At 61.5% G+C, this 15,885-nt stretch carries 11 protein-coding genes; 6 read left to right on the top strand and 5 right to left on the bottom strand.

Annotated elements, in window-relative coordinates:
- Positions 1-44: 44 nt before the first annotated feature.
- Both R3F42_09245 and gshB read right to left on the bottom strand, forming a co-directional pair.
- Positions 45-1,076, bottom strand: a complete 1,032-nt coding sequence (locus R3F42_09245; protein MEZ5542218.1) for an FAD:protein FMN transferase — start codon at positions 1,074-1,076, stop codon at positions 45-47.
- Positions 1,073-2,029, bottom strand: a complete 957-nt coding sequence (gene gshB / locus R3F42_09240; protein MEZ5542217.1) for a glutathione synthase — start codon at positions 2,027-2,029, stop codon at positions 1,073-1,075. Before gshB ends, R3F42_09245 begins: the two co-directional genes overlap by 4 nt.
- 250 nt (positions 2,030-2,279) lie before the next feature.
- Between gshB and R3F42_09235 the strand changes: the two genes are divergently transcribed.
- The 6 genes from R3F42_09235 (at position 2,280) to R3F42_09210 (ending at position 12,753) form a co-directional block, all read left to right on the top strand.
- Positions 2,280-2,708 carry a response regulator gene (locus R3F42_09235; GenBank protein MEZ5542216.1) on the top strand — a complete coding sequence of 143 codons (429 nt, stop codon included), beginning with the start codon at positions 2,280-2,282 and terminating at the stop codon, positions 2,706-2,708.
- Between the two features lie 42 nt (positions 2,709-2,750).
- Positions 2,751-3,116 carry a response regulator gene (locus R3F42_09230; protein MEZ5542215.1) on the top strand — a complete coding sequence of 122 codons (366 nt, stop codon included), beginning with the start codon at positions 2,751-2,753 and terminating at the stop codon, positions 3,114-3,116.
- A 2-nt stretch (positions 3,117-3,118) separates the two neighbouring features.
- Positions 3,119-3,667 carry a chemotaxis protein CheW gene (locus tag R3F42_09225; GenBank protein ID MEZ5542214.1) on the top strand — a complete coding sequence of 183 codons (549 nt, stop codon included), beginning with the start codon at positions 3,119-3,121 and terminating at the stop codon, positions 3,665-3,667.
- Positions 3,668-3,736: 69 nt separating this feature from the next.
- Positions 3,737-5,749: a methyl-accepting chemotaxis protein gene (locus R3F42_09220; GenBank protein MEZ5542213.1), complete on the top strand. Its 2,013-nt coding sequence runs from the start codon at positions 3,737-3,739 to the stop codon at positions 5,747-5,749.
- A 132-nt stretch (positions 5,750-5,881) separates the two neighbouring features.
- The gene (locus tag R3F42_09215; GenBank protein MEZ5542212.1) at positions 5,882-12,265 is read left to right on the top strand and encodes an Hpt domain-containing protein; all 6,384 of its coding nucleotides are present in this window, start codon (positions 5,882-5,884) and stop codon (positions 12,263-12,265) included.
- 23 nt (positions 12,266-12,288) lie between these two features.
- A complete protein-coding gene (locus tag R3F42_09210) occupies positions 12,289-12,753 on the top strand; it encodes a chemotaxis protein CheW (protein MEZ5542211.1) in 465 nt (154 codons plus the stop codon).
- Here the strand turns inward: R3F42_09210 and R3F42_09205 are convergent, their stop codons facing one another.
- The 3 genes from R3F42_09205 to R3F42_09195 form a co-directional block, all read right to left on the bottom strand.
- Positions 12,754-13,488 carry a 16S rRNA (uracil(1498)-N(3))-methyltransferase gene (locus tag R3F42_09205; protein ID MEZ5542210.1) on the bottom strand — a complete coding sequence of 245 codons (735 nt, stop codon included), beginning with the start codon at positions 13,486-13,488 and terminating at the stop codon, positions 12,754-12,756.
- Positions 13,489-13,491: 3 nt separating this feature from the next.
- Positions 13,492-14,841, bottom strand: coding sequence for an adenosylmethionine--8-amino-7-oxononanoate transaminase (locus R3F42_09200; GenBank protein ID MEZ5542209.1), 1,350 nt, complete (start codon positions 14,839-14,841; stop codon positions 13,492-13,494).
- A gap of 182 nt (positions 14,842-15,023) precedes the next feature.
- Entirely contained in the window at positions 15,024-15,794 is a 771-nt protein-coding gene (locus tag R3F42_09195) for a hypothetical protein (protein ID MEZ5542208.1), read from the bottom strand.
- Between the last annotated feature and the right edge of the window lie 91 nt (positions 15,795-15,885).

Below are 15,885 nucleotides of genomic sequence, written 5' to 3'. Positions count from 1 at the left end.
GCGGCCCGTGCAGCGGAGGGCATGCGGGCCGGCACCGGTTATCCTTATTCGCCGCTGATCAATACCTCGGCATCGACATCCGGCGCGAGCCGGGTAATCGCCTGCATGGCCGGTGTCATGTGTATGGCGCCGTCGCTGTCGACCAGCATGGCGCGGTCAATGCCCATCTGCCGTGCGATCCTCAGCCAGTCATGCGGTCCGGCCACGAACAGTGCCGTGGCCGCGGCATCGGCGACAGCGCCGCTGCTGTAGACGACAGTGACCGCGCTGGTCCCGCGTGCGGGATAGCCGGTGCGGGGGTCGAGGATATGGTGAAAGCGCTGACCGTCTACCTCGAACAACCGTTCGTAATCGCCCGAGGTGAAGATGCTGGTATCGCCGCTGCTGTCGATGCTGGCCAGTATTCCCTCCCGCCGCGGATGGCGGATGCCGATGCGCCAGGGCCGGTTGCCATGCGTGCCGATCGCGCGCAAGTCGCCGCCCGCATTGATGATGGCATTCTCGATGCCCTGACCCCGCAGCAGTTCGATCACGCGATCGACGGCATAGCCCTTGGCAAAGCCGCCCAGGTCATATGCAGCCTGGGGGTTGTGACTGACGATGCGCGATCCTTCGATGTCGATGTCTTCGACCGTCGGCGCGTTCGCCAGCCAGTGCTTGATGGCCGCAGGATCGGGTTGTACCCCGGCGGGCAGAGGATTGCCCTGGAAACCCCAAATAGCAATGAGCTTGCCGAGCACGGGGTTGAACAGGCCATCGCTGAGGCGCGACAGGCGGTTCGCCTCCGTCACCAGGGGGCGCAGCGCCGGGTCGAGGGTGAATGGCTGCAGGGTTGCCAGTTGGGCGTTGGTCTGCGTCAGCAGTCCCGGCTCCCAGGCATGCCAGTCCCGGTGCCAGCGCTGGAACTGCCGTTCAATCTCGCCGGCAACGCGGGCACCGCGTTCGGTGCTGATCCCTGATATCGATAGCTCGATCAGCGTGCCGAATGCGATGAACTGGTCGTGATATATGGTTTCCTCCGTACTGTCGCACGCAGCCAGCAGCGACAGCAGCAGGATGGCCGCCAGTCTAATCATGCTGCATGTCCCAGTCGCTGTGCGATGGCATCCAGCAACTGGTCCGCGATATTGCTGCCGTATTGCGCATCGAGCTCGCGGATGCAGGTCGGGCTGGTGACGTTGATCTCCGTCAGGTAATCGCCGATGACGTCGAGACCGACGAACAGCAGGCCACGCTCGCGCAGGTTCGGTCCCACCTGGCTGCAGATCCAGCGGTCACGTTCGCTCAGGTCGATTCCCACGCCGGTCGCACCGGCTGCAAGGTTTCCGCGGGTCTCGCCGGCTGCTGGAATGCGTGCCAGTGCGTGCGGGAAGGGTTCTCCGTCGATGAGCAGGATGCGTTTGTCGCCGGCAACGATCTCGGGTATGAAACGCTGCGCCATCGCGGTGCGGCGACCGTTGTCGGTGATGGTTTCCAGGATGACGCCGCGGTTGGGGTCGCTGCTGCGTACCCGGAAGACCATGCTGCCACCCATGGCGTTCAGCGGCTTGACGATGATGTCTTCGTGCCGGTGCAGGAATTCCTCCAGTACCCGTTGCCGCCTGCTGACCCGCATGGGGGCGCAGCACTGCGGGAACCATGCGGTGAACAGCTTTTCATTCGCGTCGCGAATGGCACCCGGTCGATTGACCAGGAGTACGCCATCCGCCTCGGCACGCTCCAGCAGGTAGGTGGTGTACAGGTATTCCATGTCGAGCGGGGGGTCCTTGCGCATCAGCACCACGTCCAGCTCTGCGACGGGGCCGGTGCGGGGCGGTCCCAGCGTGAACCAGTTCCGCGGATCGGCATGTACCTCGAGCCGGGTCATGCGTGCATGACACTGGCTGTCCTCCAGAAACAGGTCGTCCTGCTCCATGTAATGGAGCTCCCAGCCGCGCCGCTGCGCCGCCTGCAGCATTGCCAGCGTACTGTCCTTCTTGTAGCTGATGGTCCCGATCGGATCCATGACTACGCCGAGTTTTATGGCCATAAATGTCCTGTTTTCTAACGCTTGCAGCACCCTGCCGGACGTGCCTGGCGGCTGCGTAAAGTTTGCCAGTACCTTGACGATAAACCGTTGTATCCGAAGGCCAATACTAAATTAAATCGCGGTACCGGGAGCAGTTGGCCCGCCGGAAACGCCGGCATGGGGTACGGCGAGATTGCCGGGTATCAAACAAACGTCATATGAAACATACAGATAGAGGTCATCATGCATGAGTAGCATACCGGCAGATGAAATGCTCGAAACCGGTGCGACCGACCCTTCGGCCGCGCCTGGCGCGGGGAGTGCCCGCGGTATCAAGATCATGGTGATCGACGACAGCAAGACCATCCGCCGTACTGCGGAAACCCTGCTGCGTAAAGAGGGCTTCGAGGTGATCGTAGCCACCGACGGTTTCGAGGCGCTCAGCATGGTCGCCGACCACAAGCCCGACCTGATTTTCCTCGACATCATGATGCCGCGCCTGGATGGCTACCAGACCTGTGCCCTGATCAAGCACCACAAGGTTTTCCGCCATACACCGGTGGTGATGCTATCCAGCAAGGACGGACTGTTCGATCGCGCGCGCGGACGCGTGGTCGGTTCGGATCATTACATAACCAAGCCGTTCACACGCGAAGAACTGCTGGGTGCCATTGAGCAGCATTGCGGTAAGACAGGTTAGGAACCAGTCAGTTCATGTTGATTTTTCCATGAGGCAATATCGATGACCCGAATAATGATTATTGATGATTCACCCACTGATGCCCATGTGCTCAAGAAGATGCTTGAGAAAAACGGCTTCAGCACGGTGCTTGCCACGGATGCTAACGAGGGTATCGAGGTAGCGCGACGCGAGAAGCCTGACCTGATTCTTATGGACGTGGTAATGCCCGGCCTCAACGGATTCCAGGCCACCCGTGAGCTTACCTCTGATCCCGAAACCTCGGGCATACCGGTCATCATCGTGACCCGCAAGGACCAGCAGGTCGACCGGGTGTGGGGGATGCGCCAGGGCGCCCGCGACTATCTGACCAAGCCGGTCAAGGAAAACACCTTGCTGAGCCTGATCAACCAGGCGCTGGTTGCCTGACCATGGATGCAGTCAAGGTATCGGTCGATCCGGCATCCCTGCTCAGGGAGATCGAGGAGCTGTGCCGTGCCAGCGCCGCAGGCATGGAGCGGCAGGTCGAGAACGCCATCGTATGGTCGGGTATCGCCTACCGACTCGGCGACAACTACCTGGTGTCGAAGCTGGGGGAGGTCGTCGAGATCCTGGAGCTCCCGGAGTTATCGATTATACCTCTTACCCAGCCGTGGGTACGCGGCATTGCCAATGTGCGCGGCAACCTGCTGCCTGTAATAGACATGAACGGCTACCTGAACGGCCGTGTGACCGAAATTACCGGCCGTACTCGGGTGCTGGTTATCGATCACGACGGTCTGTATTCGGGACTGGTCGTGGATGAGGTGCTTGGCCTCAAGCATTTCACCGAAGATGAATACTGCATGGAGGATGCGGGTGTAGATGACTACCTGCGACCTTATATACAGAGAGGATATCGCAGGGGCGATCAGATCTGGGCGATATTCAGCCTGTTCGCGCTGGCCGAGGCACCGCAGTTCCTGCAGACCGCTGTGTAGCGGCGGAACTGCGACGAAAACGGTATCGGGCATATTTGCTATCTGGACTAACCGGTCAGGAGACGGACCATGAAAAAGGTGTTTGACATGAGAATGTTTGGAGCTAGTACCAGAATGAAGGTGCTGACCATGCTGCTGCTCGCTGCGGTATGGGCCATGGTCTGGACATTCGTTCAGGTTGGCAAGCAGGCGGAACAGGACCAGCTGCGCCTGGCAGATGTCAGCGAACAGCTGGTGCTGTCTGAGCGTCTCGCCAAGTATGCGCTTGCCGCCACGACGGGTGATACCCAGGCGTTCGAGAACATGTCGAAGTCCAAGCAGAGATTCTCGGAAATCATAGAGCATCAGATCGCAGACTACGGCGGCAAACTGGGAGACAGCGAGGCGCCCGAGAGCGTTGCGCTTACCGATCTGCACAACATCTGGAGCGGATTCCGCTACAGCATCGACGCCGTGCTGGACGGTCAGTTCCTCATCATGGCTATGGCAGAAGCCGCCAATCTGATGAACGAGGTCATGCCGCAGCTTATGGAGCATACGCAGGACATCGCTGACACCCTGGTCAAGAGCGGTGCGGATGCCGAGCAGGTGCGACTGGCGAGCCAGCAGGCCGTACTCGGGCAGCGCATCATGAACAGTCTCAACGGGGTTATGACGGGCAAGAATACGGAGGCTTCGGCACTGCTGTTTGCCGCGGATACCAAGGAGTTCGGCCGCGTGCTGGACGGATTCATGCGCGGAACCGGTGGTATCAGCCAGCTGCGCGGCAAGACCCTGCAGGACAAGCTGCAACAGATCGCGCTGCTATTCAGCAGGATCAGCGATAACGCCGGGTCCATCGTCGAGAATGCCGAGGAGCTCGTTGCCATCCAGACGGCGGCGGCAGACTTTTCCAAGCAGAGTGAGGCGCTGTTCAACAGTTCTTACAACCTCAAGGATGTGCTCGAATCGGTACAGGGCAACCGGCTGATCAGCAACGAGCTGGCCTATTTCCTGGGCGCGGTTGCGCTGTGCATGCTGCTGTTCATGGGCTTCGAGGTGCTGCGCACCCAGCGGTCCCGCAGTCACATGATCGAGGACGAGAATTCCCACAACCAGCAGGCAATCATGCAGCTGCTCGACGAAATGGGCGACCTGGCGTCGGGGGATCTCACTGTGCATACCACCGTGACCGAGGACTTCACCGGAGCCATCGCGGATTCCATCAATGTCACCATTGACTCGCTGCGCGGCCTGGTCAAGACCATCAATGACACGTCCACTGCGCTGTCATCGTCGGTGTCAGAAACCGAGGAGATCGCCAACAAGCTGGCCGCGGCCAGCAAGCAGCAGTCGCAGGATATCACCGTTGCGAGCAAAAGCATCAGGGAAATGTCGGAATCAATGGAGGCGGTATCCAGCAATGCCGATGAGTCGTCCAAGGTCGCCATGCGATCTGTGGAGATCGCCAAGAAAGGCGGCGACGCGGTGAAAAGGACGATGTCCGGCATGGATACGATCCGCGAACATATCCAGGAGACATCGAAACGCATCAAGCGTCTTGGCGAAAGCTCGCAGGAGATCGGCGACATCGTGGAACTGATCAACGATATCGCCGAGCAGACCAACATCCTGGCGTTGAATGCGTCGATTCAGGCAGCAATGGCCGGTGAGGCCGGGCGCGGCTTCGCAGTGGTCGCGGACGAGGTGCAACGCCTTGCAGAACGTTCTGCGAATGCCACCAAGCAGATCGAGGCGCTCGTCAAGACGATTCAGGCCGACACCAACGAGGCGGTGATTTCTATGGAGAAGAGCACCTCGGGCGTGGTCAATGGTGCCCAGATCGCCGAGGATGCCGGCGGGGCGCTGGAGGAAATCGAGAGCGTGTCGGACCAGTTGGCCGGACTGATTAAGGAAATGTCGGTAGAGGCGCGGCAGCAGGCAAATGCCGCGGTCCAGCTCTCGACAACGATGAACGGCATTCAGGAATTGACCACACAGGCTACCGCGGGTGCTGAGCAGACGTCGCGTTCCATCGGCAACCTGGCGCGTCTTGCCCAGGATCTCGACAAGTCGGTGGCGGGCTTCAAGCTGCCGCAGTAATACGGTCGGGAGCGGAAGCGGGACTGTTGGCGATATCCGCAATGCAGCAGCAGAACACAGGCTGGCATGCAGGCCGGCGCAGTCGGCTGCGCGCGTGTGCGGATATTGAACGTGGCTTGCTAAGGAACAATTATGCGTGAAGCAATAGATTACAACGCCCTGAGCTGGATCCGTCAGGAAGTGGGTGTAAGCCTGAAGCAGGCACGTGTGGAACTCGAGGAGTATGCCGAGCGGGACCAGCGCAAGGAATTGCTGCAGGGTTGTGCTGCGCATCTACACGAAGCGCGTGGACCGCTGCAGATGGTCAGCATCAAGGGTGCCGACATGCTGGCGTGCGAGATGGAGGAGGCAATAGCCGACCTGTTGCTGGATTCCGTCGTTGATCGCGACTCTCTGCTGGAACAGCTGATGCAGGGCTTTCTCGAGCTGCCGGAATACCTCTCCAACCTGCGTTCCGGCAGGCGCGAAAATCCGCGCCAGCTGTTTCCGCTTATCAACAGTATGCGCACGAGTCGCGGGCAGCCGTTGCTGCAAGCGGATGCGGTATTCTCGCCGGACCTGACGGCCAGCATGCCGGCCGCGGAATTCGATCCTGGCGCCGTGCAGCAGGGCGAGCAGGATGTGGTCGGACTGGCGCGTGCGGCACGTGTGCGCTTTCAGAGCGGTTTGCTGGAATGGTATCGAGACAGTACCACGAATCACGGATTGCAAATGCTGGTCGAAGTCATGGAACACCTGCAGCAGCAATCGCGTACGGAAGCCGCCGCCCGCATGTGGTGGGTGGCTGCTGGCGTGGCCGAACTGCTGCGTGACGGCGCCATCGGGGCCAGCCCCGTGGTCAAGCGCCTGTTCGGCCAGCTCGACCGGCAGATCAAGCGACTGATGGATTCCGGAGAAGCGGTATTCGGCGATGCCCTGAGCGAGGATCTGCTGACCAACCTGCTGTTGCAGGTGGCAGCAGTATCGACGGAGTCGCGGCGCGTCAACGAGATTCGTTCCACGGTCGGCATCACCGCGCAGGCGGGTGAGTCACCGTCAGCCGCGGAACTGCCCGATATTGGCGACGAACTCCTGCTGACAGTGTCTTCGACCGCGCGCGAATCGGTCGATCGTATCAAGGACCAGGTCGATGGTCTGGTGCGTGGTGCACACGATGATGCGGGTACGTTGGTAACGGTCGCCGACAGCCTGCATGCACTCGGCAACACCCTTGACATGATCGGAATGGACAGGCTGGGCAAACGGCTGGCGGATGAGGAACGGCAGCTGCGCCAGGCGGTAGAAGACGGGCGGGACGCTGACAGCCCGGATTTCACGGACCTGGCCAACACCCTGGTGGCTGTCGAGGACGCCCTTGCCGATATCGGCGCGCTCTCGTCCGGCGCTGATGCGGTGGAGGACCGTGGCGAGGCAGTCCTGCGCCAGGGCCAGCAGGCTGTGATTAATGCCGTGATCACCGATATCGGGGCGGCCAAGGACGCCATCAACGAATTTCTGCAAGGATCAGGTGATTTCTCCCGGCTGGCGCAGGTTCCTGTATTACTGAACAAGATCTGTGGTGGTCTCGAACTGGTCGGCGAAGAACGCCTGGCGGCTGCGGCGGGGCGGGTTCGCGAGTTTATTGCAGGTGAGTTGCTGACCAAGCAGCGACAGCTGCAGGAGCCGGAACTCGACAACCTGGCGGATGCGATCTGCAGCATCGAGTACTGCGTCGAGGAACTTGGCGAGAATCACAGGTACGGAGAACGCGCGATCGGCGTCGCGATGGAAAGCCTCGAACGGCTCGGATACGCGGTAACCGATCAGGTGCAGTCGGCAGATCAGGCAGCCGATGTGTCCGCGGTAACGTCGGCGGCCGAGACGGTGCAGGAAGATGATCGCCCGGTCACGGCGGACCACGCGGCAGTACCGTCTGCAGGCGGATCGGAGCCTGCACCGGCAGAGCCCGCTGCCCTGGCGGTCGCGACGGATCCGGAGCACACCGCAATGGATGGCCAGCCCGGCATCGGCAATCTGCAGGTGGTGGCACCGGACGCCGACAGTGAGATCGTCGAGATCTTCATAGAGGAAGCCGGCGAGGTCCTGGACAGGCTCACCGTCGACATACCTGCCTGGATTGCGAATCCGGATGACCGGGATATGCTCGCGGAAATCCGCCGTGCCTTCCACACCATCAAGGGCAGTGGTCGCATGATCGGTGCCATGGCGGCAGGCGAGTTGGCCTGGGCGTACGAAAACCTGCTGAACAGGTTGCTCGAGGGCGTGGTGCCCACCAGCGCGGACGTGCTCGAGCTGGTCGGAGAGGCGACTCCGGCACTCAAGGACCTTGTGGCGCAGGTAAGCAATCCCGATACCATATTGCTGCGCGATATCAATGCCCTGGGTCGCAAGGCGAAGGCACTCAGTCAGGCAGCCGGGCCGGTGCCGGCGGCCGCGGCAGATATTGCAGCGGCACCCGCACCTGTACAGGAGGCGGAGCAGCTGCAGGATGCAGCCGCGCCTGCAGCTGCCTGGCCGGATGCGGCTGTCCCAGAACGGTTTGAGGAAGCAGCGGCTGATTCGGCCCTGCCGGTGCTGAAGCAGGGCGCAGACGAGGAGATCGTCGAAATCTTCCTGGAAGAGGCCGCCGAGGAACTCACCACGCTCTCGCTGAAGATACCGGAATGGATCCAGAATCCGGAAGACGACGAGTTGCTTGCCGATATCAGGCGCAGCCTGCATACCCTGAAGGGTAGCGGGCGTATGGCGGGTGCCATGCGTGCGGGTGAATTCGCATGTTCGATGGAAACCATGCTGAACAAGGTGATAGAAGGCACGGTCAGTCCGGGCGGATCGCTGTATACGCTGTTATCCCAGGTGCCGGGGGCCGTTGCCGGATTGCTGCGCCAGATACAGGACGGTATCGCGCCGGATGCTGATATAGATGCACTGATGCGCAAAGCGGACGAGCTGTCGGCAATGCCTGCCGTGCATGCGGCGTGGGAACCGGCAGGCGACGTGCCGGTAGTCGAGAGCCTGGCGGCAGACGTGTCCGCCACTGATACCGAAGCAGATGATGATGCCGTTCTACTGGACCTCTACACCAATGAATGTCGCGAACATCTTGATGCGCTGACTGCGGGTATTCCGGAGACGGCTGCGAGCGGGATGATCGCCGAGGCGCAGTATCGTGCCTTGCATACACTGTCCGGTATCAGTGAGTCAGCCAGCGTGCCCGGAATAGGGCGGGTGGCTGCGGCGCTGTACGAATATTTCGGTACGCTCTACGAGGAAAACCGTCCGGCTGGACCGCAAGCCGTCTGCGTGCTGGAAGACTGCGTCAGGGAAATGCAGGAACAATTGCTGCGCCTGCCGGATCGGGGCTATGACGCGGAAGTGGTCGCCGGACTGGTCGAGCGGATCGCCGGGCTCCCGATCGAAGTGCCGGCGGCAGATTCTGTTGCCGGCATGGAAGGCGAGGATCTGGCGCTGGAGCTTGCGGCCGCAACCGAGTTCGATGCGCTGACCGACACCGACGGGCAGGTGGAAACGGTTGCCTTCGACGACATACCGGAGCTGCCCGCGGCGGCACAGCCGGTGGCCGAGGCGCCGGCGTCAGTAGCCGATGCAGATGTAGAAGGCCGGGAGCTGGCGGAGGAACGCGCGGCCGCAATCGAGTACGAGGCTCTGGCGCACACCGATGGGGAGGCAGAAGCGGATGCCTTCGACGACATACCGGAGCTACCCGCGGCGGCGCTGCCGTTGCCCGAAGCGCCGGCGGCCGAATCCGTTGCCGGCACGGCAAGCCAGGATCAGGCGCCAGAACTTGCGGCCGGAGACGAATACCTGGATCTGGCGCAATCCGACGGGCACACGGAAAGCGCTGCCTTCGACGACATGCAGGAATCGTCCGCTGCTGCCGCGCCGCTTGCAACAGAAGAAGAGGCAGGTGGCGATGGGCTGGTAGCAACCGCGGCAGATGCGCGTGACGAAACCGTCGCAGTGCAGGAAGATGTCCGGGCGGCGACGAGCGTGGAGATGCCGGGTGCCGACATCTACGCGGACATGGACCAGGAGCTCTACGAGATCTTTGTTGAGGAAGCTACGGAGATCGTAGACAGCAGTGAAACCGCGTTGCGCAACTGGTCAGAATCGCCGGATGACCGCGAACAAATGGCGGACTTCCAGCGACTTCTGCATACCTTGAAGGGTGGCGCCCGCATGGTGGATATCACCGCCATCGGGGATCTGAGTCATGCGCTGGAATCCCTGCTAACGCTCGTTGCGGACAACGTGGTGCCGGCCAACGATGGCCTGTTCGGCCTGCTGCAGGAATCGCACGACCGACTCGCGGAGATGCTGGAGAAGGTCAGGTCCCGCAGCCACATCGATGCGGCCGCGGACCTGGAGGCGAGGCTTGAGGCATTCAAGCGCGGCGAGGCGGAGACATTGCCTGACAATGACAGCACTGTCGGGACATCCCGTGAGGGACCGCCGGCGGCCGGGTTTGTACGCGCAGGCGAGCGGGCATTCGAGGATACACTTTCCGATCACGTGCAGACCGAGCACGCCGGGTCAGACTATGATCATGGTGCCTGGCAGGATCAGCATGATGACGATGAAGCGGATAGTACATCAGACACCGGCCACATGGCGCAGGCCATGTCCGCGCAGCCCGTGCCTGTCGAGCGGCGCAAGGAAGGGCGTGCACGCGGTGAATTGGTCAGGGTGCAGGCAGAAGTGCTGGATAACCTCGTCAACAACGCGGGCGAGATCAATATCTATCGCGCCCGCATGGAACAGCAGATCAGTAACTTCCGCTTCAACCTCACCGAACTCGACCAGACGATCAGCCGCCTGCGCGACCAGCTGCGCCAGCTTGAAATTGAAACCGAGGCGCAGATCCTGTTCCGTTACGAGCAGGAAGCGGAGAACACTAACCAGGATTTCGATCCGCTGGAGCTGGACCGATACTCGAAACTGCAGCAGCTGTCACGATCCCTGATAGAAAGTATCAGTGACCTGCGCAGCCTGCAGGCGCTGATGGATATGACCACGCGTGACTCTGAAACGCTGTTGTTGCAGCAGTCTCGTGTCAGCACCGATCTCCAGGAAGCGCTGATCCGCACCCGCATGATCCCGTTCGCCGGGCTGGCACCGCGCCTGCGCAGGATCGTGCGGCAGTCGGCGCGGCAACTCAACAAGAAAGTCGATCTGCATCTGCGCGGCGCCGAGGGCGAGATGGACCGTGCGGTTATCGAGCGCATCGTGGCGCCACTCGAGCATATGCTGCGCAATGCGGTAGCCCATGGCATCGAGAGTCCCGGGCAGCGCCGGCATGCCGGCAAACGGGATGCCGGCAGTATCACGATTGAGCTGAGCCGTGAAGGCAACGAAATCGTGTTGCGTATCAGCGATGACGGTGCGGGACTCGATATCGATGCCATCAGGAAGCGTGCCATCGAACGCGGGCTGATGGATCGGGGTGTGGACCTGCCGGACAGCGACGTCATGCAGTTTGTGCTGCAAACGGGATTCAGTACGGCGAGCGAGGTGACCCAGATATCCGGGCGCGGCGTTGGCATGGATGTCGTAAACAGCGAGGTCAAGCAGCTCGGCGGTTCACTGCATATCGATTCCGAGACTGGCAGGGGATCGCTGTTCACCATTCGCCTACCCTATACGCTCGCCATCAATCAGGCGCTGCTGATCACGGCCGGAGACCAGATCTTCTGCGTGCCGATGAGCAGTATCGAGGGCGTCGTTACGGCAAGCGCCGAACAGCTGCAGTCCTGCTATGCGGATGCAACCCAGGAGTTCGGCTATGCTGGCCATAGCTACCAGCTGATGCATCTCGGCTCGCTGCTCGGAATCAATCGCAACGACCTGGAAAATGCCGGCAACCAGATACCGGTACTGCTGGTCAGGGTTGGTGAAAAGCGTATCGGGGTCCAGATAGATTCATTGCTCGGCAGCAGGGAAGTGGTGATAAAGCCGTTGGGTGCACAGCTCAGCATGGTCGACGGCATTACCGGTGCAACCATCCTCGGCGACGGCCGGGTGGTCATGATCCTGGATATGTTCGCCGTCTCGCGCATGAAGGTCCGCGAACAGGAACCGTTGCGTCCGGCCGGTACGCAGGACGATAGCCGCCTGGTAATCATGGTAGTCGACGATTCTATCACCGTACGCAAGGTCACCAGCCGCCTGCTGGAGCGCAGTGGCTATCGGGTCCTCACGGCGAAGGACGGTGTCGACGCGATGGGGCAGCTGCAGGAGATCGTCCCCGACATGATGTTGCTCGATATCGAGATGCCGCGTATGGACGGGTTCGAGCTGGCGACGCACATGCGTAACGACGAGCGACTCAAGCATGTGCCGATCATCATGATCACTTCGCGCACCGGCGACAAGCATCGCGAACGCGCCTTCGAGATAGGCGTCAACGAGTACCTCGGCAAGCCGTATCAGGAGTCCGAGCTGCTGGCTTCGATCAACAAGATCATCGGTGTCAACACACTCGCGGTCGGCGGGTGACGGGACCACCGGAGGAAATAGCGATGGAAGGTACACAGGAAAAGATACGCAGCCTCTGGGTCCCGTTGCGGAAGCTGAACCTGCTGCTGCCGAACGTGGCGGTTGCCGAGATCGGCAGCTATCGGACGCCAAGGTCCACTGCCGATACTCCCGACTGGTACCTGGGTACAGTGCGCTGGCGGGACCAGGATATCCCCGTGATGTCGCTGGAAGCCCTGGTCGGTATCGGGGCGCCGTCCAATCCTGTCTTCTCCAGGCTGATGATTCTCAACTCGGTGCACCCGGGGAGCGCAGTGCGCAATTATGCGCTCATAACGGCCGGCTTGCCGGGTCTGATCCAGTTCGCGAATGACACTGCCAGCGAATTCCACCCGCTGGAAGATGCCGGGCTGAAATGCCTGGTCCGGATCGGCAACGAAGAGGCCGTGATACCGGATCTCGATTACCTGCAGACGCTGCTCGAGGAGCAGCTCTCCAGGGCGGCCTGATCAGCGGAAGTCACCCCACAGCGTCTGTAACCCTGCGATCGCGGCCAGCGCCGCTGTCTCGGTACGCAGTATGCGCGGACCGAGACGGATGCCGGTAAAGCCGGCAGCAGACGCGAGCGCCTGTTCGTCGCCGTCCAGTCCACCCTCGGGACCCGCAAGCAGGACTATCGCGCCGTCCGGTCTGCTGAGCTGGGTGAGTGTTGACGCGCTATCCGGCTGTAACAGAAGCTTCATGGCCGCTTGCGGCGAACTGTGCAGCCACTGGGCGAGATCGAGCGGTGGGTGCAGTTGCGGCAGTATATTGCGCCCGCATTGTTCACATGCGCTGTTGATGATTCCTTGCCAGTGCAGTATCCGTTTCTCCAGCCGCTCGCCACTGAGACGTGACTGGCTGCGTTGCAGCCAGAGCGGCTGTATGTTGCTTACCCCAAGTTCAACCGCTTTCTGCAGTATCAGGTCCATGCGGTCATGCCGCGCGATACCCTGCGCGAGGTCTAGGCGCAGGGCCGACTCGCGCGCGCCAGGAATGGCCTTGCCGATGTCCAGCGTGACCCGGGCGCGCCCGCTGTCGGTGAGTCGGGCGTGGTGTTCATGCCCGCAGCCGTCGAACACCCTGAGCGCGGCACCCGTGCGCAGGCGCAGTACATGCAGCAGGTGATGCGCCTGTTGCCCCTCGACGGTGATCCTGTCTCCGTCCGAGAATTGCTGCTGCACGAGCAGACGCGTATCACCCATGGCTCAGGACCGGGTGGCCACTTCGATACCGGCGCCTGCCACCTCGGCCATGAGACCGATTTCCTCCGGTGTGATCACATAAGGTGGCATGAAGTAGACGACATTGCCGAGCGGCCTCAGCAGGACACCTTGCTGCAGGGCGTGCTGGTATACGCGCAGACCGCGCCGTTCCTGCCATGGATAGGGTTCCCGGCTGGCTTTGTCGCGGACCATCTCGATGGCGAGGATCATACCGGTTTGCCGCACTTCGCCGACATTGGGGTGATCCTCGAGCGGGGCCGCGGCCGTGCGCATGGCCGCAGCCAGCAGTCGGTTGTGTTCGATGGCATTGCCGGATTCAAACAGCTCGAGTGTCGCGAGCGCCGCCCGGCAGCCGAGTGGGTTGCCGGTGTAGCTGTGGGAATGGAGAAACGCGGACAAGCTGCTGTAGTCGTCGTAGAAGCATTCGTAGATGCTGCTGCCCGTCAGGACCACTGACAGCGGCAGGTATCCGCCCGTCAGACCTTTGGAAAGGCAGAGAAAGTCCGGTGTTATCGCGGCCTGTTCACAGGCGAACATGGTGCCGGTACGGCCGAAGCCCACGGCGATTTCGTCTGCGATGAGGTGTACGCCGTAGCGATCGCAGGCACTGCGCAGCAGTTCCAGGTAGACCGGGTCGTGCATGCGCATGTTGCCGGCGCACTGTACCAGCGGCTCGATGATTACGGCACAGACCTCGTGTGCATGACGCTCGAGTACCGCTTCCATGTCGGCAAATCGACGTATTGTGTAGTCGCGCCAGTTTTCTCCCGGTGCCCGGTGATAGCAATCGGGCGATGTTACGCTGATGGTCTCCATCAGCAGCGGTGCGTAGGTATGTTTGTACAGTTCAACGTTGCCGACCGCGAGTGCGCCCAGTGTTTCGCCATGATAGCTGTTGCTGAGCGTGACGAACTTGGTTTTTCCCCTATGCCCCTGGTTGCGCCACGCGTGAAAGCTCATCTTGAGCGCGACCTCGATGGCCGAGGAACCGTTGTCGGCATAAAAGCAGCGCGTCAGCCCCGGCGGTGCGATCGCTACTAGTTTTTCCGACAGCTCAACGACGGCTTCGTGCGTGAAGCCTGCCAGCAGTACATGCTCCAGTGTTTCCAGCTGGGTGTTGAGCGCGGCGTTGATATGGGGGTTGCTGTGGCCGAACAGGTTGACCCACCAGGAACTGATTGCGTCGAGATAGCGCCTGCCGTCGAAGTCCTCGAGCCAGGCGCCCTGTCCGGATCGTATCGGGATCAGCGGTAGCCATTCGTGATCCTTCATCTGCGTGCAGGGATGCCACAGTACGGCAAGGTCGCGGCGGGACAGGTCGGCATTCGACATCCCGTGAAGATACTGAAAAGCGCGGGGATTGGCCATTGTGGCACTGTGCATTCGGTATGTGCCGGCGGGCGTGATCATATCCCGCTCGCAGGCTGCCACCGGCAGGCCGCGTGTATGCACCGGTGTACGGTTGTTGCGGCCTGCGGCACCGCCCGGACCCGGGCGGTGCCGCGGTCTATGACTCAGGGCTGCGGGGTGAGTCCGGCTGGCCGGGCTGGTGGCGGCGGACTGGCGACCGGGGCTGCCGCGGCTGCCGGTGCATCAAGTCCGAGCGGCCGGTCGAAGCAGTGAATATACGGCGAAGTACCCTCAGTACTGACGTAGGACACCAGACATTCCTTGCGGTTGGCCTCGTCCAGGATCTTCCTGACGACCAGGTCGCCTTCGCGCAGGTAAGCTGATTGCGACATCGCGCCCTTGCCGTTGCTGATGCTGTCATAGCATGTCAGCGTCGGATTGGCGCTGCCGACGCTGACATAGGCGATCAAGCAGGTCTTCGTGCTGTCGGCGTCGAGTATGCGCTCGATTTCCAGGTCACCCTCGCGCAGCCGGCCGGTGCGCTGGATCTCGTCCTTCGCCTTCGGGCTGCTGCGGTAGCAGTTGATGGCCGGCGAGGTACCCTCGGCGCTGACGTAGGCGACTAGGCAGGAGACGTTGTTGAGCTTGTCCTTGATCTTGCGCACGACCAGCTTGCCGTTCTTGAAGTGGCCGGTCTGGCTGACCTGGGAGCGGAAGCCGCCCTGGGTATCGTAGCAACTCATGACCGGGCTGGTGCCCATCGTCCTGATATAAAAAGCCAGGCAGATCTTGTTGCTTTCCAGGTCCGTGACGGTGCGCACGATCAGATCGCTCTCACGCAGCGTACCCGTCTGGACCAGCAAGGTGGACTGGTAATCCTCGGCCGACCCGAGTGCCGGCAGGCCTAACAACAGCAGCGCAAGCAACCTTTTCATTGTTCCCCCTGTTATGTGGTTGATGCCGTATCCCGTGGCGGGACGGCGGCGATCGCTCCGCCAGACTGTTGGGCCGGCGGCGGCGTTATAT

The sequence above is a fragment of the Pseudomonadota bacterium genome (assembly GCA_041395565.1).
Taxonomy (GTDB): Bacteria; Pseudomonadota; Gammaproteobacteria; order UBA9214; family UBA9214; genus UBA9214.
Note: the sequence above shows the minus strand (reverse complement) of the source record. Positions and strands in the feature narration are given on the sequence as shown.

Excerpts from the sequence above, each read along its gene's own strand:
- gshB (MEZ5542217.1), bottom strand. The coding sequence starts at position 2,029 with ATGGCCATAAAACTCGGCGTAGTCATGGATCCGATCGGGACCATCAGC.
- R3F42_09195 (MEZ5542208.1), bottom strand. The coding sequence starts at position 15,794 with ATGAAAAGGTTGCTTGCGCTGCTGTTGTTAGGCCTGCCGGCACTCGGG.
- R3F42_09215 (MEZ5542212.1), top strand. The coding sequence starts at position 5,882 with ATGCGTGAAGCAATAGATTACAACGCCCTGAGCTGGATCCGTCAGGAA.
- R3F42_09245 (MEZ5542218.1), bottom strand. The coding sequence starts at position 1,076 with ATGATTAGACTGGCGGCCATCCTGCTGCTGTCGCTGCTGGCTGCGTGC.
- R3F42_09220 (MEZ5542213.1), top strand. The coding sequence starts at position 3,737 with ATGAAAAAGGTGTTTGACATGAGAATGTTTGGAGCTAGTACCAGAATG.
- R3F42_09235 (MEZ5542216.1), top strand. The coding sequence starts at position 2,280 with ATGCTCGAAACCGGTGCGACCGACCCTTCGGCCGCGCCTGGCGCGGGG.
- R3F42_09200 (MEZ5542209.1), bottom strand. The coding sequence starts at position 14,841 with ATGTCGAATGCCGACCTGTCCCGCCGCGACCTTGCCGTACTGTGGCAT.
- R3F42_09205 (MEZ5542210.1), bottom strand. The coding sequence starts at position 13,488 with ATGGGTGATACGCGTCTGCTCGTGCAGCAGCAATTCTCGGACGGAGAC.
- R3F42_09210 (MEZ5542211.1), top strand. The coding sequence starts at position 12,289 with ATGGAAGGTACACAGGAAAAGATACGCAGCCTCTGGGTCCCGTTGCGG.
- R3F42_09230 (MEZ5542215.1), top strand. The coding sequence starts at position 2,751 with ATGACCCGAATAATGATTATTGATGATTCACCCACTGATGCCCATGTG.
- R3F42_09225 (MEZ5542214.1), top strand. The coding sequence starts at position 3,119 with ATGGATGCAGTCAAGGTATCGGTCGATCCGGCATCCCTGCTCAGGGAG.